Annotated in this window: 17 protein-coding genes and 5 pseudogenes; 8 read left to right on the forward strand and 14 right to left on the reverse strand. The window is 41.6% G+C overall.

What is annotated here, in order from left to right; all coding sequences use genetic code 11:
- Window positions 1–22: 22 nt before the first annotated feature.
- From ACM0OX_RS21550 to ACM0OX_RS21565, 4 genes are all read right to left on the reverse strand, one after another.
- Window positions 23–490: a VOC family protein gene (locus ACM0OX_RS21550; protein WP_414517020.1), complete on the reverse strand. Its 468-nt coding sequence runs from the start codon at window positions 488–490 to the stop codon at window positions 23–25.
- 154 nt (window positions 491–644) lie between these two features.
- Window positions 645–1,235, reverse strand: a complete 591-nt coding sequence (locus ACM0OX_RS21555) for a DsbA family protein (RefSeq protein ID WP_414517021.1) — start codon at window positions 1,233–1,235, stop codon at window positions 645–647.
- 612 nt (window positions 1,236–1,847) lie between these two features.
- Complete coding sequence (locus ACM0OX_RS21560; protein ID WP_414517022.1) at window positions 1,848–2,477, reverse strand: response regulator; 630 nt, start codon at window positions 2,475–2,477, stop codon at window positions 1,848–1,850.
- Window positions 2,474–8,515 carry an AAA family ATPase gene (locus ACM0OX_RS21565; protein WP_414517023.1) on the reverse strand — a complete coding sequence of 2,014 codons (6,042 nt, stop codon included), beginning with the start codon at window positions 8,513–8,515 and terminating at the stop codon, window positions 2,474–2,476. The genes ACM0OX_RS21560 and ACM0OX_RS21565 overlap by 4 nt, the downstream gene beginning before the upstream one ends.
- Before the next feature lie 95 nt (window positions 8,516–8,610).
- Here ACM0OX_RS21565 and ACM0OX_RS21570 point away from each other — a divergent pair.
- Window positions 8,611–8,745: pseudogene (locus ACM0OX_RS21570) on the forward strand (IS5/IS1182 family transposase); the annotation flags it as partial.
- A gap of 26 nt (window positions 8,746–8,771) precedes the next feature.
- Here the strand turns inward: ACM0OX_RS21570 and ACM0OX_RS21575 are convergent.
- From ACM0OX_RS21575 to ACM0OX_RS21585, 3 genes are all read right to left on the reverse strand, one after another.
- Complete coding sequence (locus tag ACM0OX_RS21575) at window positions 8,772–9,350, reverse strand: hypothetical protein (RefSeq protein ID WP_414517024.1); 579 nt, start codon at window positions 9,348–9,350, stop codon at window positions 8,772–8,774.
- A gap of 909 nt (window positions 9,351–10,259) precedes the next feature.
- Window positions 10,260–10,619 (reverse strand): transposase, encoded by a 360-nt coding sequence (locus ACM0OX_RS21580; RefSeq protein ID WP_414517025.1) that lies wholly within the window; start codon window positions 10,617–10,619, stop codon window positions 10,260–10,262.
- Window positions 10,616–10,924: a transposase gene (locus ACM0OX_RS21585; protein ID WP_414517026.1), complete on the reverse strand. Its 309-nt coding sequence runs from the start codon at window positions 10,922–10,924 to the stop codon at window positions 10,616–10,618. Before ACM0OX_RS21585 ends, ACM0OX_RS21580 begins: the two co-directional genes overlap by 4 nt.
- Before the next feature lie 66 nt (window positions 10,925–10,990).
- On the opposite strand from ACM0OX_RS21585, the pseudogene ACM0OX_RS21590 reads away from it, so the two are divergent.
- Window positions 10,991–11,098 (forward strand): annotated as a pseudogene (locus ACM0OX_RS21590) (IS66 family transposase); the annotation flags it as partial.
- On the opposite strand, the pseudogene ACM0OX_RS21595 reads toward ACM0OX_RS21590, so the two are convergent.
- The 4 genes and pseudogenes from ACM0OX_RS21595 to ACM0OX_RS21610 form a co-directional block, all read right to left on the reverse strand.
- A pseudogene (locus ACM0OX_RS21595) lies at window positions 11,080–11,676 on the reverse strand (hypothetical protein). The pseudogenes ACM0OX_RS21590 and ACM0OX_RS21595 sit on opposite strands and share 19 nt — an antisense overlap.
- An 18-nt stretch (window positions 11,677–11,694) precedes the next feature.
- Window positions 11,695–12,754 (reverse strand): IS630 family transposase gene (locus ACM0OX_RS21600; protein ID WP_414517027.1). Its coding sequence is split into 2 segments (ribosomal slippage): window positions 11,695–12,345 and window positions 12,347–12,754, totalling 1,059 coding nucleotides; the frame shifts between segments, so codons are not numbered across the junction.
- 476 nt (window positions 12,755–13,230) lie between these two features.
- Window positions 13,231–13,701 carry an NAD(+)--rifampin ADP-ribosyltransferase gene (arr, locus tag ACM0OX_RS21605; protein WP_414517051.1) on the reverse strand — a complete coding sequence of 157 codons (471 nt, stop codon included), beginning with the start codon at window positions 13,699–13,701 and terminating at the stop codon, window positions 13,231–13,233.
- A gap of 389 nt (window positions 13,702–14,090) precedes the next feature.
- Window positions 14,091–14,246: a hypothetical protein gene (locus ACM0OX_RS21610; RefSeq protein ID WP_414517028.1), complete on the reverse strand. Its 156-nt coding sequence runs from the start codon at window positions 14,244–14,246 to the stop codon at window positions 14,091–14,093.
- 234 nt (window positions 14,247–14,480) lie between these two features.
- On the opposite strand from ACM0OX_RS21610, the gene ACM0OX_RS21615 reads away from it, so the two are divergent.
- Window positions 14,481–15,155 (forward strand): choice-of-anchor R domain-containing protein, encoded by a 675-nt coding sequence (locus ACM0OX_RS21615; protein ID WP_414517029.1) that lies wholly within the window; start codon window positions 14,481–14,483, stop codon window positions 15,153–15,155.
- Window positions 15,156–15,320: 165 nt separating this feature from the next.
- On the opposite strand, the pseudogene ACM0OX_RS21620 reads toward ACM0OX_RS21615, so the two are convergent.
- Both ACM0OX_RS21620 and ACM0OX_RS21625 read right to left on the reverse strand, forming a co-directional pair.
- Window positions 15,321–16,151: pseudogene (locus tag ACM0OX_RS21620) on the reverse strand (molybdopterin dinucleotide binding domain-containing protein); the annotation flags it as partial.
- Window positions 16,152–16,402: 251 nt separating this feature from the next.
- A complete protein-coding gene (locus tag ACM0OX_RS21625; protein WP_414517053.1) occupies window positions 16,403–17,863 on the reverse strand; it encodes an ISLre2 family transposase in 1,461 nt (486 codons plus the stop codon).
- Window positions 17,864–18,088: 225 nt separating this feature from the next.
- On the opposite strand from ACM0OX_RS21625, the pseudogene ACM0OX_RS21630 reads away from it, so the two are divergent.
- The 5 genes and pseudogenes from ACM0OX_RS21630 to ACM0OX_RS21650 form a co-directional block, all read left to right on the forward strand.
- A pseudogene (locus ACM0OX_RS21630) lies at window positions 18,089–18,292 on the forward strand (tyrosine-type recombinase/integrase); the annotation flags it as partial.
- A gap of 344 nt (window positions 18,293–18,636) precedes the next feature.
- On the forward strand, window positions 18,637–18,906 hold the full coding sequence (locus ACM0OX_RS21635) for a hypothetical protein (RefSeq protein ID WP_414517030.1): 270 nt from the start codon (window positions 18,637–18,639) through the stop codon (window positions 18,904–18,906).
- A 3-nt stretch (window positions 18,907–18,909) separates the two neighbouring features.
- Complete coding sequence (locus ACM0OX_RS21640) at window positions 18,910–19,548, forward strand: hypothetical protein (RefSeq protein WP_414517031.1); 639 nt, start codon at window positions 18,910–18,912, stop codon at window positions 19,546–19,548.
- Window positions 19,549–19,605: 57 nt separating this feature from the next.
- Window positions 19,606–19,935 (forward strand): hypothetical protein, encoded by a 330-nt coding sequence (locus ACM0OX_RS21645; protein WP_414517032.1) that lies wholly within the window; start codon window positions 19,606–19,608, stop codon window positions 19,933–19,935.
- Between the two features lie 190 nt (window positions 19,936–20,125).
- Window positions 20,126–20,497, forward strand: coding sequence for a hypothetical protein (locus ACM0OX_RS21650; RefSeq protein WP_414517033.1), 372 nt, complete (start codon window positions 20,126–20,128; stop codon window positions 20,495–20,497).
- 40 nt (window positions 20,498–20,537) lie between these two features.
- Here the strand turns inward: ACM0OX_RS21650 and ACM0OX_RS21655 are convergent, their stop codons facing one another.
- Entirely contained in the window at window positions 20,538–20,846 is a 309-nt protein-coding gene (locus ACM0OX_RS21655; RefSeq protein WP_414517034.1) for a hypothetical protein, read from the reverse strand.
- Between the last annotated feature and the right edge of the window lie 49 nt (window positions 20,847–20,895).

Here is a 20,895-nt window from a genome sequence, read left to right on the forward strand (position 1 = left end):
TTCGCCCTTGAGCGATTCATGTCTACCGTCCGGGGGCCCGCGTCTTCACCTCTTGGAGCAACCAACCATTGCCGTCTGGATCGCTGAACGAGGCAAACGAGGCATAGTCGCGACGTTGTGGATCGGGGCCAGGTACTCGTCCCTCGGTTCCGGCGTGGTGGAAGACCCCGCCCACGTCGTAGAACACCTCACTCACCTCGACACCCCGATCGACGAGTTCGGCGCGGGCTGCCTCGATGTCGTAAACAATGAGGTATAAACCCTGAACTGAACTGGGCGCGGCTAATGTAACACCACTGCCGAAGATGATTGAAGCCTCCGAGCCAGGAGGGGTAAACTGCACCACTCGGAAGTCCTCACCGCTGACAAAATCGGCATCCAGCCTCCATCCCAACGTTTTATAGAAGTCCTTGGCTTGATCGACATCGGAGACGGGCAATACCACAACTTCGAGCTTCATGTTTTGACTGTTTAGGGAGTTGCTACTCATTTTGTTCTCCTTTAGGTTGATGGGTTTGATGTTCAGATTGGTTAGTTTTCATTCTTGGGCGATCGCAATGCGACCATTGCTCAATTCAGAACACTCAAGTTCTTTGAGCAAAAATGCAACTTAATCGTTCTGCTTTGAATTGTGTGATTGAGGATCAAAGCACTTGATTACTTGCAGCGATAATGGCTGTCATCAACTGCTCCATGTCCCAGCGATACCTGCGGTGGGCTACGCCTACGCGATACCGACTTCCATTAATAAATAAAGCTGGTGCAGTTACTACTCCACTTTGGCGACCACTTTCGATATCTTGATTGATGCGGTCAACATGGACTTTTTTGGAGATATCCTGCAAAAATTTGTAAATGTCGAGACCTAGATGATTGGCATATTCAACGAGATAGCCATTTCCCAATGCTTCTTGATGGTTAAGCAGCATCTCGTGCATCTGCCAAAATTGACCTTGCGCTGCTGCTGCTTCCGCTGCTTCTGCTGCCTTTTGTGCTTGAGGATAGATTGAATGTTCAATAAAGTGACGAAACACTACACAAATCGAATTTTTCTCAGTCAGCCCGGAATTGAAATCTTGCACAATTGCCTGAATCAACTGATGCATTTCCCGGAACTGAAGACATTGGTAATTTCCATATTCCACGAGTATGATCGGGGCATTGAGCATTCCCTGATAGCGATCGCGTTGGGAAGGTGGAACAAAGAGTTGATTAAGATGACTATTTTGATTCATCACACACTCTACCAAAAAGGGTTGATCGCAGCATCAAGGGATTGCCATGATCAAATAATTACTAATTCGTAATTCGTAATTCGTAATTAATGAATTAAGAATACAAGCCCCTTAATTCATTAATGGAAAAAAATAAATTTATCAATAAGGGGAAAAGGTAAAAACCTCGCCCGCAAGTCGCGCGAAATAATCCGCATCATCGCAAGGTAGGTTGAAACCCCAATGCCACTTGCTTTATGCCGGGGAACCCGTCCACCGCAGTGGCTCCCCCTAGTGGGTGGCTTAGTTTAATTGCGAATTGCGAATTGTGAATTGCGAATTGGTTTCATTCCTCATTCAAGATTCAAGCCCCCAAATTTTATCCGTGGGGTAAAAATTACGAATTACGTTAGCGTAGCGGTAGCGAGTCTGCGAGCGTCATTATGAATTACGAATTATGCTGACTCCTATCTGTGATTCCTCCCGACTCCGTTTTTTCTATGTCTTTAGCTTATGAAACTAATTCAGCTTTGTCGCCAACTCAGAGTTGAGTAATTGAAGCGATGAAACAACAGTTGCTTACTATCTCTAAAACTAACCCTCAACCGAACTTAAGTTCAGTTCTCATTGCTTTCACAACTTGGCAAGTCCACGCTTCAGTGCGGTAATCACCGCTTGAGTGCGATCGCTCACACCTAATTTGCTCAAAATTTTGTTGATGTGAAATTTGACAGTACTTTCAGTAATATTCAAAGCCGCAGCAATATCGTGATTACTCAAGCCAAGCACCATCTGACGAACAACCTCTTGTTCTCGATCGCTCAACTCTGGAATGTTCATCCGTTCCACCAGTTTGGCAGCGACTTCGGAAGGGATATATTGTTGTCCTCTATGAACAATATGAATCGCATTCAGGAGTGCATCCGGTTCAGCGTCCTTCAGCAGATAACCTTTAGCTCCGGCGCGTAATGCTCGATAAATATCTTCGTCCCCGTCATAAGTGGTCAGTACAATCATCCGGGCATGGGCGAATTCAGCACAGATGGCAACGATCGCATCAACGCCGCTTACCTGGGGCATCCGCAAGTCGATCAAGGTGACATCAGGCTGGAGTTGTTTATATTGAGCGATCGCTTCCTGGCCATTGCCCCCTTGACCCACCACTGTCATATCTGGCTCATTCTCAATCATCGCGGCTAGTCCTTGCCGGACAATCGAGTGATCGTCAACAATCAAAACGCGGATTGCTTTAGACTGAATCACGCTGATGCCTCCCGATGTACAGATACGCTCGTTTCTGTTCCCTGCCCCAGCCGGCTCTCAATTGAGAGTTGTGCCCCAATACGTTCCGCTCGTTCGGTAATTCCCAGTAAGCCAAACCCCCGATTTAGGATGGTATGGTTGACTTCAAATCCTTGTCCATTGTCTTTAATTCGTAAGCAGAATTGCGTTGGTTCATAAACTAATTCAATCCGAATTTCGTTTGCATTAGCATATCTAATTGAATTTGTAAATGCTTCCTGTGCAATTCTCAGCAGATTATTATCTGTTTCAGGCGGTAACGTATAGGGCGTGCCGATAATATCACAAATCAGGCTGGTTTCGGTTGAAGATTGCATTGTAGCTACAAATCGTTGCAGTGCCGTCCAGAGATTGCCGTCTTCTAGGGATTGGGGACGCAGTGCTGCAACGGAGCGTCGAGCTTCTGTCAGCCCGGTGCGAGCCAAATCTCGCACGGTATTAATATGTGTTTGAATTGCTTGGGGGTTGGTTGCCACTAATCGAGAAACGGTTCCCATGTGAACCAGAATCCCCGTAAAGGCTTGCGCGAGAGTGTCATGGATTTCGCGTGCCATACGGTTCCGTTCCTCTAAAATTGAGGCTTCTTCGGCACGTTTGCGATCGCTGATATCTGTAATCAGACCATAGTATCCTTTGACTTGACCATTGTCATCGAAATCGGGGATGAGAGAATTACTGATATATTTCTTGCCAAACAGACAGGGAATGTCTGCCTCATAGGTTGTGATTTGCCCTGCCAGTGCTTGATTGATGTACGGTTGTACAACTTGATAAGCCGCCTCACCCAAGTTGTCGCAAATATGCTTCCCCAGAATCTCACCTCGACTACGGTGAAACCATTCCTCATAAGTGCGGTTGGCAAACCGATAACGCTGGTCGGCATCTATATATGTGATACAAACAGGTAGAGCGTCCGTGATCACTCGTAATTCCTGTTCTCGCTCGCGCAGTTCTGCTTGGCTTTGCTGTAAAGCCGCCGTCCTTTCAGTTACCTGTTGCTCTAAGGTGCGGTTGTAATTGGCTAATAGTTGCTCTGCTTGTTTGCGCTCTGTGATGTCTTGAAAGGTGACGATCGCATAAACCACATTGCCCTGTTCGTCAAATACTGGAGTTCCCCATGCCTCAACTGGAATGGTTGCGTTGTTTTGGTGAATTTCTACGTCGTCAACTCTGGTGCGTTCGCCGCTCAACGCCCTGATGATTGGCAGTTGCTCAGTTGGATATATCCGATCCGTTCCTGCCACATAAAGTTGATAAACCTCTGCGATTTGCTCCGGTGCTACCAAAGGATCGATCTCTTTGCCCATTAACTGAATTCCCCGTTGATTGGCGTAGTATGGGCGACCAGTCGCATCGACTATTCCAATTCCTACCGGAACCGCTTCTAGAAATTGAGCCATCTGACTTTCGCTAGTGCGTAGCTTTGAATAGAGTTTGGCATTTTCGATCGCAATGGCTGCCTGAGTTGATAGTAGATTTAGAAGTTGTGAGCGTTCTGCTGTGAATGCTCCAGTTACTAATCGATTTTCCAGATACAGCACACCAACAAGTTTACTTTGATTCAACAACGGCAAACAAAGAAGTGATTTCGTTTGGTTCTGCTGAATATATGGCTCATTGATGAAATTACCTTCACGAGTTGCATCATTTAAGATCACAGATTCATGAGTCCGAATCACATAATGAATGATGGATTCGGGTAAGCGATTTACCATTGAAATCGATTGCAATACTTGTGTAGCACAAAAATTTGCATCACCATTGAGTTCACAAGCAGCTTCGATCGCCCATTCTCCTGCGTTTTCCAAAATCAAGCATCCAGTTTGTGCGCCAGCATTCTCAATTAATATCTGCATCAAAGAATTGAGTAACTGATCCAGTTCAATTTCACGAGAGATGGCTTGAGATGCTTTCATCACCGCCGCTAAATCGAAAGCGATATCTGAGCTATTAGAAGTAGTTCCAGCAGTGGTATGAACTAGTGCGCCAGCCACATTCAGCGATTGAGGAAAAAACTGTGGATAGCGAGTCTCTAAATCTTTGGCTTTTGCAGTTGCTCCCCACCGCTCATAGCAGTAATGGGCTTCCTTCATATAAAGTTGAGCAAACCTTTCTCGACCACGAGCCAAGTAATGTTTTGCAGCTAATTCATAGCATAAGGCTTCTTCTTGAAGGTACTCGTTTTCTTTAGCACCAAGAATTGCTTGTTCGTAAAACTCCTCTGCCTCAAAAAACTGACCCAAAACTCGTGCTTTCTCTGCCTCAACTAACTGAAATTTATGCAAAAAATTCATGGGGGCATGGTGTGCCCATTTCTGCATTTTTTCCTGGTTGGTGTTAACGCGATTCAACCAAGCTGCTTTTTCAGAGTTTGAAGCATCCGCCAACAAGCTCAGAAATATTAGAGAGTCATAGAAATGAAACAGAGGTACAGAGATGATTGCTGTGGCTGTGTCTAAATACTGTTCTGCCAAAGTAGCCGTTTTTGCAGCTTGCTTATACTCCCCGAACAGATAGCATAAAATCAGCTTATTTAAGTAAAAGTAGTGAAGGCTAGTTCCATCCTTGACAGCGATCGCTCGTGATAGTGCTTGCTCTTCGTCATAGATACAACTCACTAAGCGACTTGGATTTTCAGATTGACCTCGCAGGTTAAGGATCGTTTGCTGCAACATTGCCAGCCAAATGGAAGCAGTCTCTCGTCTAATTTGATTGGTGGCTTGACGATAAATCGCTGTTTGTTGTTCCAGTTCTGTCAGTTCTTGTCCTGCAAAAAAGGGGTAATAACATAGGCTGAATGCACAATAACTGGCAAATTCAAACTCTCCACTTTCTATACCGCTTTGATAAGCCTCAGCTAAGATAGGGAACGTCTCTTTAAGATGGTCTTTCCAGTGAATTATATGAAAATTCACCATCAGCAATGCTTTGCAGTTAACTCTCTTGTTATTTAATCTTTTTGCTAAGTTTAAGGATAATTTGCCAAATCGATAGCCCAGTTCAATATCTTGTACAACTCCACATAGCATCATGCCATAAGCAGCATAACCGAGAAGCGACCAGATAGCGTTTCCATTGGCGATCGATAAATTCACCATTTTGCACACAATCAGCACCATCAAAGCGGGTGACACATTAAAAGCCGCTCCCACTGTGCTGACTAAAATATGGATTGCTGCCAGTGGCACAGGTTCAGTCATCTCTGGCAGATCAATCAAATCTTCGATTTCCCGCCCAGCAAATTGTGAAGCTGTTTCCTCTAATGCTGCTTGAACGTCTAACTGACTTGGAACTTCTACTAAACTAATTCCCAAGAGTTGCAGCACTTCCAAGCCATGTTTAAGGGCTTCTTTAGGGTCGCCCCGTGACAGCCATGCTTGAATTCTGCTATCGTAAGCTTTCACTTTATCAAGCGCCGTCCTCGCACGGTTGACCACTTCTTCTACAAGCCGCTCCATTTCGTCAAAGTGACCACTGAGGTATGCTGCCTCTGCTGCCTCGGAATGCAACACCAAAGTTAGGTCATACTCACGCTGCCAACTTTCTACATCAAGGAGTTTAAGCCCTGCATTGTAATACTTGAAAGCCGCTTCATAAGCCGTCGCTGCCAGCGCTTTTTGACCTGCTTGCAAATTCAGTGTGGCAATCTCATTCCGTTGGGATTGCTCACCGATTAACTCGGTTCCATAATTCAGTTGGTCAACAATTTCAAACAACCGCTCTGCTAGTTGCTCCGGTGAAGTCTTTTCGAGTAAATTGCGACCGATTTGCAGATGTACCCCAAGTTTTTGCGACTCATCGATTAAGGCATAAGCTGCTTGCTGTACGCGATCGTGCAAAAACTTATATTCTTGAACTAACAAGTTTTCATCTAATTCAGATATAGGTTGAATTAATCCAGCTTGAATGGCTACTAGTAAATCTAGAGAAATTGCTTCTTGAGATTGTTCGCAAGCGATCGCTAACGTATTTAAATTAAATTCAGCACCGATACAAGCTGCTAACTGGAGAATTTGCTGTGTGTTTTCTGGTAATTTATTTAACTGGATCAGTAGCAACTCCACTACATTATCGGTAATATCCTGGGCTTGAATATCAGCAATGTTCCATTGCCACCCCCCTACCCCCCTCTGTCCCCCCTTGGTAAGGGGAGATTGAGGGGGGTCAAAGGTCAGTAGATTTTCACTATGCAGCATTCTCAAAAATTCACCGACAAAGAAAGGATTGCCCTCGGTTTTACGCAAAACTAACTCAGCTAAGGGACGAACGATGTCTGCATTCTGATGTAGCGTCTCGGCAATCAACTGACTCAGTGGACGCAGCCTTAATGGTGTTAGGCTAATTTCCTGAAGCACTGCCCCTTGTTTTCGTAGTCTCTCTAGGGTTAATGTTAATGGATGCGTTGGATTTACTTCATTATCTCGATAGGCTCCAATTAAAAATAGGAATTGGGTTTGTTCATCAAGCAGCATCAGCTCGATTAACTTCAGTGTTGCTGAGTCTATCCATTGCAAATCATCTAAAAAGATCACAAGCGGGTGTGACTCTGAACAAAACACCCGCACAAATTTCTGAAAAATTAGATTGAAACGATTTTGAGCTTCCGTTGCTCCAACTTCCGCTACGGACGGCTGCTTGCCGATAATTAATTCAACTTCCGGGATGATATCAATGATAATTTGTCCGTTGGTTCCCAAAGCCGTTAGCAAGCGCGATCGCCACTGTTGAAGTTGCTCATCCGGTTCACCCAGTAGTTGTTGCACCAATTTTTGCAAAGCATCTGCGATCGCACTGTAAGGAATATTACGCCCAAATTGATCGAATTTACCCCAAATAAAATAGCCGCGCTTTGCGGTGATTGGTTTATAAAGTTCCTGCACTAATGCTGATTTCCCAATTCCCGCATAGCCAGAAACCAGCATCATTTCGACTTTGAAGATTTGATTGTCTGTTAGTTTCTGTTCTGAAGTTTGTTGTACAAGGTTTTCTGAAGCAACGCGACTCTCCTTCCCTGCGGGAGGCTGCGCCAACGGACACGCTACGCGAACAAAAGCCGCTAGTAACATTGCAACTTCCTGATCTCGTCCATAAAGTTTTTGGGGAATTTGAAACTGATCCCAAACATCTAATAGACCCAGTTGAATACTATTGATTTGCCCGCTTTTTTTTAATTGGTCAGCACAAATTTCTAAATCTGCTTTGATACCCCAAGCACTCTGATAGCGATCCTCCGCATTTTTTGCCATTAGTTTCAAAACGATATCTGAAACTGCTTTGGGAATCGTTGCCTTCAGTTCATGAGGCGGAACAGGTGATTTGGCAAGATGACAATGGACAAGTTCAAGAATGTCTGTTGTAGCAAACGGTAACTGTCCAGTGAGCAGTTCATAGAACGTTACGCCAAGGGAGTAAAAATCAGTACGATAATCAAGCAAACGGTTCATCCGTCCGGTTTGCTCTGGAGATAAGTATGCAAGAGTGCCTTCTAGAACATGAGGGTTTTTGAAGGTTGGATTGGTGCGGTTAAATCGAGTAGCAATTCCGAAATCAATAAATTTAACGACCCCAGTATCTAGATTGAAGACAATATTGCTAGGGTTGATATCTTTATGAATGACACCAGCAGCATGAATTCTGCCCAGAATACCTGTGAGTTTAATGGCAAGGGATAGAAAAGTTGATAAGGGCATAGGGCAGAAATCTGGACGCTGCTGTATCCATCTCTCCAGAGACTCTCCACCGAAATCTTCTAAAAGAATAATGAGTGTGCGCTGATATTCCTGCTGACTATATGCCGCGATCGCGCCTTCTAAGTTAAGCGATCGCGTAATTTCATATTCCTGCCTGTAGCGGGTGAGTTCCGATGCCGTAGGATAGTCCTGTTTGAGAACTTTGAGAATAACAGGCGTGCAATCTGACAGCTTGATGCCACGATACACCACAGAATTATTGCTGGAATATATCTGAGCATCAACCGCAACGTCAGGTAGCGTAATCATTCTTATCACCTTGTCAAAGCATAGAAAGAACCGCAAGCCCAAATAGAATTAATGCTTATTATTCAAGTTCTACTTTGAGAAGTCAATCTACCTATTATCGCCAAAGTAATCAGGTCGAGAGATGTTTCAACCGTTTAAATCAATTTCGTCGCATTGCTACACGGTATGACAAAAAAGCTGATAACTATCTTGCAATGCTAACACCCGCTTCTATCATCCTGCGGCTCTAGTTTTAAAACAGGCTCTAATAATCCCCTCACTCCAGACGAAATCCTGCATCAACTTCTATTTCTGCCTTAGCAATTGGGTCATCCTCATCATCATTAAAGAAACCATCATCTTCAGAATCTTCTTCCAAAATATTTGACCCTACTGGTTCTGCCGTAACAGGTAACGAGACAGGACTTGGCTCAGTGGCATCAAAAAAAGAAACCGAAGGAGGAACTAAATTAGCTGAAACAGGAGTTATTCCTACACCATTAGTTCCAATTGTTTGTTGTAAGCCAATTGCACCTTGCGAGAAAACTCCACTATGAGGATTAACAAGAACTACCTGGGGCAACCCCTCCATCCCAAACGTCCGTTTCATCTTAATTATCTGAACTTCAAGTTGCGCGATCGCATCATGGAGGGCTGACTGCAATTCAACACCAGATACCCCCGCAGCAGATAGCGCAAATGGTAGGTAATACGCCCGCAGCGCCTCACATACTAACTCAGTTTGCCCTCGCTTCTTCGACTGGAGATAGCTAATTACTATACCGTCCTCCATATCTTTATTCCGCATGATACGCGCCAACTCAACCGAATCAGCTGGCTTACTAGCTCTTGCCATAGCTTCTCTTCTATTAACGTGCAAATCAAGCTTCTCAGTAAGCTATTTGTCAATACTCTTACTTTAATCATACGGCAGGAGAACTCACCCCCGTATTTACTCCGAACTACCCCAATTGACACACTAATTACCCCAATTAAGTGAAATTGGGTTTGATTTTTGTCAATCAAAATAAATAATTAACTGAAAAATAAACTCTGACAATCCCCATAATTGAGGTATTCTGAGGGCAAATTAACCCAATTATTTCAGCATTACGTCAAAGGTCAATCGGCTTGACACAAAACCCCATAACCCTCTCTGTATATGATTTATTACAGTTGCACTCCACAATAGACTATTGCTGTCACCGTACAGTCCTGTAACTAAAATAAGGTATGTTTAGTAGGGTCATTTTATCACTAAAGTTATTATCAATAAACTAGATTAATTGACAGTCCTTTAATACCAATCGTCTTAGTTTGTAGTACAAAATACTACTTTTGTAATATATTGACTGTTTGATAAATAAACAGATTGAAAAAATAATACCTATAGATAATTGTAATTACGTATAATTTAATTCACGATGATGGATAGCACCCACTACGCGATAGCGAAGCGCCGACCTGTCGGTTCGCACGCTGGCGACATAACCATACAATCTCTACAACCCAACAATTGCATCATTAAAAACAAGGTTTACGGCTTCAGTGTCAGTTATAGAACCCATTTGACATCTAAGAAGGTGCTGCAAGCCTCTTAATCATTAGCCTGATGAAGCAGAGATTGAGTTTGGCAGTGGCACCAACCAGGGTTCGTTCAAAGTTCTTAACCAGAATTTTACAGCGTTCCATCCAAGCATTGGAGCGCTCGATCACCCATCTGGCTACTGCCGGAACAAATCCACATTTTCCTTGTGCTGCAATCTCAAAGTTTTGAGGGTTTCGTAGAAAGTTGAAACTGGATTTTAGTCATGATCTCCGGGTAAATCTGCTCTAACTCCTGAGTCAAATATTCTGGGTGATACCCGTGGTCTAGTAGGATGGTGATCTTGGGAATATCGATTGGTTTTGACTTGAAGTAGTCGATGTTGAGAGTAAACATCTCAATTAATCCGGCATCATCCGAGACATTGGCGCGAGTGCAGTGGGTAAAAAAGGGAAACCCAAGGGTATCAATAGCCAAGTGCCTTTTAATACCATTGGTGGCTTTGTAGAAACAAAAACCTTTCGACTCCACACTGGCATTGCAGGTATTTTTCACCGCTTGGGAGTCAATGATGATCAAGGTTGTCCAGTGCGTTTTTTTTTTACCTGTTCACGGACTTGTCCATGCAAGACACTCATTAGTTCCTCGAATACTCCAGCAGAGCGCCACTGTTTGTAGTGCCAATATACGGTGGAATAAGGGGGGAAATCTTTAGGTAAGTCTTGCCAATTGCACCCATTTTTCAGTTGATAGAGAATTCCATTGAAGATATCTCGTTTTGTCCAGTTGCTTGGTCGAGTCTGCTTCTTATTCGGTAATATCTCTTGGAATAAGGGTTCAAAAATTTCCCATTCTGCATCAGTGAGATCGCTGGAATACGCCATTAGGATTGGATTGTAGATGCTCAGAAGTACCTTAATTCAAAACCTCATAAGATGTCAAATGGGTTCTATACAGGGGTACTCAGCAGCGACGATTTTAGTGTCTACAATGGTTATGCAGTGAGTGACCAACAGAAATGTTTGGCTCATCTACGCCGTCACTTCAAAAAACTAATGTAAGACTTCAGGTGCTGCAAACCAACAGTACATTCCCCATCCCAAATTCTCACCGTACAGATGAAGTCATTCACTTGACTAACAATCGCCCAACAGCAGCTTTTACCTCTAAGTTCTGGATTGTCCCTGGTTAAAATTTGGCAGACTTCGCCAATTTGGTAGGTGTTGGGTAGTTGAGTACGTTCTATAATTTGTTGCACAACGTCTTTGACGATGCGGCCAGTTGGCACTTTACCACCAGCTTTTTCCACAGCAGCTTGCTAAACCTCCTGCTGTTGTTCGGTTTCTAGCTTGGTCAATGGTCTAACCTGCCCTTCTGCTGTCGGTAAAATGTCCACAAATGGTGGACATTTATGCAGATTGTCCACAACAGCCGCCGCATCAATTAACTGGTAGAAGCGGGAACGGTTGTATCCAAACCTGTCCTTACAATATTCCTCAAAAGTGCCGTGAGTGGAACGGTATAGCCGGCGATCGCGCAGTTCTGCCAATGCCTTCCCCGCTTCAAAAAATGCCCTCTCAACTTTGCGTTCCAAGTGCAAGCGATCGCGAATCTCTTGCTCGGTCAATTCTGGTATTTCAACAGCAGTAAGTAGCTAGGCACAATTAAATATAAGACGCTCAAGGGCATATTCCCCCTTTACGCTTCTAGCTTCCATGCCATCAATAATTGCCATAGCTAAATCGTAGTTATTGTCAAACATTTGTCCAGCAATTTCATGAGTTTTTAGTTGATGCCACTCTTCCTCTATCCGATTCATTTCGGAACAATAAGGTGGTAAAAAGAAAACGAATAATCCTTTTTCCTGCCACTCAAGCCATTTTTGTTTTGCTTTCTTACTGGTATGCAAGGAACTATTATCGTGAACAATAACACTGATGCGACCAGTTTCAACTAAAGTGTTTTGTGCCTTAGCTGCAACCCAATCCATAACCTCGATGTAGGGTTTTGTTTTGAACCCACCTTGAACCAAGGCATATTCAAAACTGACTTGGGGTTGCCATAAACCCAAAATACTAATGCGACCACCACGGCTACCAACTTGTGCCATTTGTTTTTGGCTACCGATACGACTGTAACTGTAGCTAACGGGACTCCAACGACAACACCCAGACTCATCAAGATACTTAAGCTCGACATAACCTTCTACTGCCGCTTGCTTTAAGGTATCTAGGTCTGCTTGCTTAATTCGTCGTTTTTCTGGGTCTTGTTTTCTCTTATGAGTAAGGCGGGTGCGTTTCCATTTCCACTTTTTTTTTGAGCAAACGTCGCAAACGAGACGGACTCAATTGCACATTTCTATCTTGAGCCAATTTTTCTGATAACTGCAAACTGTTATAAGTACGTGGTTCTAACTCTAAGCAATCCTCTAAATATGCTAAGTCTGCCTCAAGCCATTTGCACTTTGCTCCACGCCCAGAAGTTTCCCACAATCCTCCCAAACCCTTATTTTCCCAACGCCTCAGTGCTGCTCGTACCGTATGTTCGTGACACTCAAAAATTTTAGCTATCGCTGGTACATTCCATCCTTGGGCATTTAATCGAATTATGTGGGCGCGATCTCGTGTTCGTTGAGGAACTGTTGTCGCAGACCGCAACTCCAAAAGCGTCAAATCTTCTAAATCTGTTAATCTAACTCGCAATCGAGCAGACATCTCGTAGTACCTGTTTTTTAAACTTTCTCTATCTTATATTTAATTGTAACCACCTACTTAACTGTAATAGTTGCTGTCGCTGGGTTTTTGAAGGAGGAAATGTTTGAGTTGGGCGATTTTGAATTACTAGATAAAGCAGAGGTGGCTTTTTGCGTTTAGGGGTGAATTTGTTCATAAGCCAATCTTTGACCATTTTTTATCATTACTGACTCACTTATGGAATATTAGAAGAGTAAAAAGTTACAAATAAGTTAATGTATTAAATAGTATGTACGATAATGAACAGCGACAAAAGTTTCTAGAGATAGAGTTCCGGGAACTCTTTGTGACTTTTTGACACTATATACAAATTGTTACTAATTTAATTGCTGCATTTGTTGCAGCGTATGTTGCTGTTATCGGAGCTGCAATTAATATTCAATCAGATGGACTTCTACTTGTTTCGATCGGTGAGCAGGATGTGGGAATCTTAGAAATTAATTAATAATTTCTCCTTTGTTATTGGCCAACTTTTCACGCCATTTTTGGAGTTCTTCAGGTGTTTGTCTCACCCAATCTGTGACTTCGCCAACGATTTTTAATGGTACTTGGGAGCGATATGAGCGTGTCGGATTACCCGGAAATTTTTTGTCTGTAACATTCGGGTCATTTTCAAAACTCCCTGTCGGTTCAACGATATAAACACGTTCACGTCCATCGCCTTTTGCTAATGCAGCAGCTAGTCCCGCTCCATTAACAAGAGCTGTAAAATAAATGTGATTCATTTTGAGTTCAGATTTGTAATTAGAACTGCCTCCTGCTGTCAGCAAATCGCCAACCTGCAAATCTGCTTTCGTTCCATGATAAAAGGGGCCTTTGTCAGAAGGTTTATCCTTAAACGAAGTTGCTAATTCATAATTCTTTCTTGCCTTGTCAGGATCGCTTAAGTTCTCATAGCATTTGGCAATGTTTGAATATAGAGAAGGGAAAGCACTCTTAACAGAGTCGTCATTTATTTTTAATGCAAAATGCAAAGCCGTTTCTAGCCATTTTAATTTATCGGAAACATCTTTTTGATGTCGGGCGACATAATGAGCTGAAATAAACTTTTCAAAGTCGTATGTCGCTTCGTTCCAGGCTTGAAGAAACAGTTTACTTGCTTCTTCTGCTTTGCCTTTTTCTTCCATGCCCATACCTTGAAGACAGAGTTTAACAACATTGTTGTTTGGGTTGAATTCCATGATTACTTTGTCTCGTAATGATTGTAATTTCGATTTAGTTACTTGTCCTTAGTCTGTTGAAGTGCATCGTAACTACTGCTAACGGTTCGCTTGAGCGGCTGCAAATAACCTTTACCTCACACCAACACCCACCCTGGATGCTTCAGCACAGCACGGGCAGCTTCTTCTAATTTCTCATTTTCCCGCAACCTACTGATGCGATCGCTGATTAGCTGCATCTGCTGACATTCCGCAGGCAAGTAATTCAGTGGCTTCAAGTGGTCAATTGTCACAGTGTACTCTCCATCCCACATTGTGACTGTACAACTGAATTCGCCCACATGGTTGACTATGCTCCAAAATCCGCCTTTTCCTCGTAAATCAGGATTATCCTTGGCAATAAGGAGGCAGACTTCCCCAACACGATAAGGATTTGGCGCTTTAGGGGGTACAGCCGGTATCCGTATCCCGGCTGTACCCCATAACCGCTATACTCGATAGCGCAAACCTTTTTAAAATTTCGTAAGATGGAAAATAAGGTACTAGTGTTAGGTCTGGCTACTTTAGCCTTGACAATTGTGAACACGCAGCACGCTAATGCTGCTGTCCTGTATGATAGCTTGACTGATATCTCATCTGTGGGTTCAAGTAGTGTTACGATTAAACCTGCTAACTCATTTTCTACAGATTCCACAGCCGAGAGCCTAACTAGCGTGGTACTGAGCTTGAAAGAAACTGGTGTACCTGGTATCAGCACATTAAGCCTACTCAGTGACAGCAGCACAAGTCCTGGCAGTAGTTTACTAACAATTGCCACGATTAATGACAGTACACTAACAGGTAGCTTAACTGACTACATTTACACTCTGGCAACTCCTTACACCTTGGCCGCTAATACGCGCTACTGGATCCAATTAACTACCGAAAATAATTCTAGTGCTCGCTGGTCTTACTCAGGAGATGGTTCAGGGGTTAATGTCGCCAATGAGTATTGGTATAATACTAAGCTTGCAGGACCAAATAGCGAAGGACCTTACCAGCTACAGGTGAATGTGGTACCAGTACCAGAATCCTATAATCTCTTAGGCTTAGGAGCGATAGCAGGACTTGGATTAATTGGTGGCTTAAAACGTAAATTATCTACGGGAGCAATGCGATGCAAGTTAGATCGGACTTTAATTCTCAAAAACACAAACCTCTGAGGGCGTGACAAGGGGGATGTAATAGGCACGGCAAGCCTTTTACTTTAATGATTGCTGAAAAGATGAGAATTGATTTTAGCGATCGCACCTTTTTTGGCCGACCTCACAAAATCGCATTGCTCCCATTAACAACTTAATGCTGGATCTCCAGGTTGAAATAGCTGATCAATGTGGCGATAGCGGCTTTCCGTACACTACCACCGGCACTCGTTTGTAAGCAGGTGTACCGGAAAGTTTTTCTGTTCTAGCTTTAAAAATGACATTCACTTCGGGATAAAACATTAACCCTGCGCCTTCTCGCACAGCACCATAAATCACTTCCACGTTCTCTAGTTTGTCGGCATCGCCCTGTACTGTGACGCGATCGTGTTCGGCTAACCCAATCTTTTCTGCATCCATGCGATTCATCAAAATGCAGTGGCGATGGGGCATTCCTCGGTATTGATCATCGATTTTGTAAACCACCGTGTTGTGTTGGGAATAGCTGCGTCCAGTCATTAACGCCAGCACGAGACTATTTGCTCTTTCATCAATACCAAAGTCTTGAGGTTGAGGTAAAGCCAGATTCGGCAGTGGGGTAGTCAACATTTTTGCCTTGCCTGACGGTGTTTTGAAGTGGGGTTCAGTGACGATGCGCCCGGAGATGATGAACTCTTCACTGGTGTCGTCAATCGTCGCAATTTTTTCATAGCCGGGAATAGTTGTGGCAATCAGTTGCCGCACGTAGCGAGTATCTTGCAGTTTGCGCCATTCGACGGGATACTCACCCAGCAAGCGATGTGCCAGTTCAGTTAAAAACTCGACTTCGGAAATTAAATCTGCATTCTTCAGGTGAGTTTTGCCTTCATCATTGAGGCGCACAAAGTTGTTACCCGATTCAACGGTGGTTTTGTGAGGGTTTTCAAATCGGTTGAGGACGGGAATAAGGATTGTGTTCGTTTTTGCCAATCCGTGAAAGTGCCCAATATTGGGTTTAGTAGCAAGATAGATGATGGTGGGAGCAATGCGATTTTGTGAGGTCTGGTCAAAAACAAGCGATCGCTAAAAATTATATTTAGGTACAAGGTGATTTTATTTGCAAATAAAATACTGCTTTACATGAGAATTCATCTTGATGAGATATCTCACAAAGATTGCTAGCAAGTCATTTGACGATTATTTATAAAAATATCTGCAATCAGTTTTTTATACTTAGTATCAAGTATGACAAAAAGTTAATTAAAGACAGAATAAAAGTATAAAATTTATCAAGCAGTTTGGGGTTTGATAAAGGAATTAAAGATAGAACCACAAAAATTATCCCAACTTCCAGCCATCCATTTGCAACGCAGATGTAACATAATTTCTGCATTTTCTTTCAACCAGAATTTACTGTTTCCTTTGATTCTTAAATTTATAACTTGGCGAATTAAACTCTCAATTGCACCACTGCCAATAGGTAGTTTTTTATTTATTGCTTTATCGTAATTTAAACGCCCTTTACGATAAGCATCTAAAATATAATTTCGTTTAGTTACCATAATCTTACACCGCTCTCCAGTAGCTACAGCAATCAACTCATCCATCTGGGTGATTAAGGATTTAGCTTTACCTTTTTTTAAACTCTTTCTAACTTTTATAAACCATTCTTTAGACTGTACTTCTTCATTAAAAGCTGCGTCTGCAAATACTTTTATATTTTCTGTAACATGATAAAAATCGAATAGCTGATAAGTTTCAACTGGGCATCCTAATCTTGCCAAAAGCGGGGGAATATGTATCCAGATCCACTCCGCTCCATCTCCGATTAATAAGACTTGTTTTGCTTGACTAATTCCCAAGTCAACTAAATACACTTCTAAAATCTCCAAAAGCGCTTTATATCCTTCATAAGTGCCATCATTCGTAATAGGAATTTCAGAAGTATTTATTTTTTTACCTTGCTCATCAACAACATAAATTGTGAATAACTTTGGCTCAATCCATTTGCCGATAAACCCGTGTCGCTTGGTTTTGGAATTTTTTCTCCCCTTTTTATTAATTCGGATTCTACTCCGACCACCATCTACGGCGATGACAACTCTTTGGTCTTTAAGAATATTACCTTCAGCTAAATTCCCTAATTGCCGACTTAAGATTTTAGATTGACGTAAGTTGATTCCAATTTGTCCAAATTTATATGTTAAAAGTTCAATTCGTTTTAAACTAAGGTTAATTCCCCAACCCGTCAAAGTTGTACAAGCGGCTTTAAATGAGCTAGTGATTGCACCATATTGAGCAGTAGTTGACCAGGCTAATGGTGTTAAGCCTTCTGACATACCCAACCATTTTAAAAATGGACAGAAGCCTTGGCTCCCGGATTTATTTTTATCATTTTTTTCAGTGATTGTTACTACATAGGGTAAAATTAAAGTCACTAAAACATTTCCAACTGTCAATATTTGTCTTTTTCTTAAACCATGTCTTTGCGTTTGGGGATGCCACCAGCCTTGAGTTTGAGTTATTGCTGTATCGAGAGCTTCTTGAGATTGGGAAAGATTATATAAAAACAAGGCGATAGATTGACCAGCTAAAATCAGGGCTGTATCTCTAATTTTTTGTTCTCTTTCTTTGACAATTTGTCCATCCCATTCTCGGACATTAGTTAATTCTAAAAGTTTCGTAACCTCAAGTTTAAAATCTTCTAAGGATTTAGTTAAATCTAAAGTTGCATATATATCTTTTTTCATCAAGGTAGGCGTTTCCTATCTCAAAACTATTGCTAAAAGGGAATTCTACTTTTTTTGTACCCACAAAAAATAGTACTCCAAACTGATGTTACAGACGCTCTTCATTATTCGGATATTTTAAGTATTAATACTATCTACCATGTAGCCAATATCTTTTTGTACTGAAGAAGGTTATTAGCGATCGCACTTTTTTTGAGTCGTCTAACAAAATCGCATTGCTCCCGTCCTGAACTCCAAGAAATTCGTATTCACGACCTACGGCACACTTTTGCTACAGAGCGAGTGGGATTAATGGGGATTGAAGAACTCAGGGGGCTCATGGGACATGAAAGCATTCAGACAACATTACGGTATCAAAAAGTAACGTCACAACGTGCAGAAGTTGTGGCACAATTGGCGTTAAAAAACCTACCAAACTTTTCTGAATAATTTCAGCATATAACTCACTAAGTGTGATAATAAAAAAATACTTTTGTAAAAACGTACCATGTTGGTGCAGGGAATACATACTACTCTGCACCAACAAAATAAGGGTAATCAACCACTCAGACAAAGCATCAGCCATCGCACTGAAAAACAATAAAACAAGATTATCCATCAAGTGACGAAAAGGGAATTATGTATTTAAACGAAAAGACAAAGCAGCCCTGCCTAATTGTTGAACACACCATTGCAAAAGCCCCTTATTGCTTGATTGAGTATGCGGGCGGTATACGCACAACTGAGCATTTTGCGAATTTGAAGAGAATTAGGAAAGTTACAAAATAGGAATTATGACTCAGCATATTGAATCAGTAGTAACCAATCGGTTAAACACCATCTCCTACCACCTGACTAATTTTGGTGAAAACCTGAGCAAGATTGATCAAGCTATTGATTTACTAGAAGATTTAAAAGAGGAATTGGATGAGGCAGGCAACCCAAATGACCTAAATGATTATGTTTCTGGTTCTCTTTCAAGGCTAAAATCATTAAAAAAAGATTTGTCCAATGACATATCAATGATTAAAAAACAATTATCTTTATTTGTTAATTTTGAATGACCAATGACTAATGACTACTCCGGAATTATGCCTAAACGCAAAACTCAAAGCACAAGCAATGAAGGATGTTGGCAATTTTTAGATTGTGAAATGCTCACTGGCATTCCTGCTGATAAATGCCCCAATGCTAAATCTTGCAAAAATAACGCATTAGAAAGCCAAAATAGATGGTGCTTTCTGCCTTATCAGAGGTGGATTCCAGAATACGATCAAATATACAAAATACCCACATTAGAAGTTGATTACTGGGTAGCTCCTGAAGCAAAAGAAGCTGGTTACAGCCCAGCAGTAAGCCTGTTTTATGTTTATGAAGATTCATTTTTAGGAATTGGGGAGGATAAGCAGGGCAAAAGGATTTGTGATCCTCCCCCAGAAGCAAAAGAATTAGGGTTTGCGATGGCAAGATACTTGCCATACAAATTTTTAAAAGGTGTCTTGACCGTGAAAATTATCAACGATCAGCGAATATTAAGAGAAATTGGATGGGCAGAAGCCGCGGATCTACCCTATGCCTTGCACCATGACATGGATACTGGTAAAAGGTTTATATGCGTGCAATTTGATATTAGCAGTACAAAAAATCAAGAGGCTATTGATTCCGGGTGGCATCCAGCACAAAGAATTTGGCCGCGTCTGAAGTGACAAAATGGAGATTTTGAATTTTTATACAATCAGATCATCAAAACATGGATTTATACAATGAGAATTACTGAGATTTACGTTAGGAATAATTGTTTAGTATTTTGTACAGATGATGGATGTAAATCAATTTATCATTTATCAAATATTGTTGTAGATACAGGCTTATCAATAGATTCGCTCTCTCCCGAAAACCTACCAGAATCAAGAGTAAAAACAATTATTGAAGCTGAAGGTGAACAAATAGCAATAATTGAAATCAAAGGCCCAGTTGGTAGATTAGAAAATGCGGAGAATTGCCTTGAGGCTAATTATAATGATGCTACTCACAGTTGCTCTTATAGCTTTTCCGGGCAAATAAACAATATTTTAAATCAACTTTTTAGTTAACTTTATGAGAAAATTGACAACAAAATTATAAAGAAAGATTGAATATTATACTTTACAACCAATGCAGTTGCATGGTTGCACAAACCAATCTGGTAATCATCGGTTTCATGTCAAATAGCAACAATCAGCAAGCAAAGATAAATGAATAATAGACTGTCTAAATCTTATAGCAAGGGAAGAAAAATAAAAAATGAATATCAAGAATGAAAATTATGGCGGTTTTCAAACTTGGTCAAAGCAAGTTGCATCTTGGCGATGTATTCCTCCAATAGTTTCGATTGACATTGAACAAGAACGTAGTTGCGTGTGGTTTAATGTAGGTGGCGAAAATCGTCCTCTTGTTAGGTACGAAATTTTTTCCAATATGGGTGGTTGGCAAAGTGGTCATGAAGCTAATGCTGCTGCTAATCCATCAGTTTTTTCATTAGAAGAAGCTAAATATTTATACAACCAACTTATTACTGGCAAGATGAATAATGAAGTCAAGTCAATTTCGACTATTGTTGCAATTGCTAAAAAACATGAAAACAGTCCTCAAAATAAAATGGGATACCAGAAATAGGGTTAGATATAGCGGAGATGGCACATTGCTATTTCTCTGTTTAGTCTAACATCCACGTACAAACTTCTTTATGTCCGTTAACAGCTTGCTCCGAATTTGAATATCTCCAGAATTTACCATTGTATTCACCTCCAAAAACCATAGTTTCAAAAAGCTGTGGTTCAAGATTTAGTAAATTAGAATAATCCTTTCCCAAAAAAATTGTAGATACTCTTCCCCAAGAAAAAGTGCTTAAAGCTACTTGTACATTGTTATCATCTTTCCGCCACTTAGACCATTGCTCAAGACTTGTGGGAGCAATAGGTTTGTGATTTTCATCTAATATATAAAGACCATCGAGTATATTCATACAGTCCCCTAAAATAACTAACAACTTTAAAAAATATACGACCAAAATA

Source organism: Nostoc sp. PCC 9305 (genome assembly GCF_963920915.1).
Lineage (GTDB): Bacteria > Cyanobacteriota > Cyanobacteriia > Cyanobacteriales > Nostocaceae > Nostoc.

Bases quoted from the DNA above. Each gene is read 5' to 3' on its own strand.
- ACM0OX_RS21550 (WP_414517020.1), bottom strand. From the start codon at position 490: ATGAGTAGCAACTCCCTAAACAGTCAAAACATGAAGCTCGAAGTTGTG.
- ACM0OX_RS21555 (WP_414517021.1), bottom strand. From the start codon at position 1,235: ATGAATCAAAATAGTCATCTTAATCAACTCTTTGTTCCACCTTCCCAA.
- ACM0OX_RS21565 (WP_414517023.1), bottom strand. From the start codon at position 8,515: ATGATTACGCTACCTGACGTTGCGGTTGATGCTCAGATATATTCCAGC.
- ACM0OX_RS21575 (WP_414517024.1), bottom strand. From the start codon at position 9,350: ATGGCAAGAGCTAGTAAGCCAGCTGATTCGGTTGAGTTGGCGCGTATC.
- ACM0OX_RS21585 (WP_414517026.1), bottom strand. From the start codon at position 10,924: ATGGCGTATTCCAGCGATCTCACTGATGCAGAATGGGAAATTTTTGAA.
- ACM0OX_RS21615 (WP_414517029.1), top strand. From the start codon at position 14,481: ATGGAAAATAAGGTACTAGTGTTAGGTCTGGCTACTTTAGCCTTGACA.
- ACM0OX_RS21625 (WP_414517053.1), bottom strand. From the start codon at position 17,863: ATGAAAAAAGATATATATGCAACTTTAGATTTAACTAAATCCTTAGAA.
- ACM0OX_RS21635 (WP_414517030.1), top strand. From the start codon at position 18,637: ATGACTCAGCATATTGAATCAGTAGTAACCAATCGGTTAAACACCATC.
- ACM0OX_RS21640 (WP_414517031.1), top strand. From the start codon at position 18,910: ATGACTAATGACTACTCCGGAATTATGCCTAAACGCAAAACTCAAAGC.
- ACM0OX_RS21645 (WP_414517032.1), top strand. From the start codon at position 19,606: ATGAGAATTACTGAGATTTACGTTAGGAATAATTGTTTAGTATTTTGT.
- ACM0OX_RS21650 (WP_414517033.1), top strand. From the start codon at position 20,126: ATGAATATCAAGAATGAAAATTATGGCGGTTTTCAAACTTGGTCAAAG.
- ACM0OX_RS21655 (WP_414517034.1), bottom strand. From the start codon at position 20,846: ATGAATATACTCGATGGTCTTTATATATTAGATGAAAATCACAAACCT.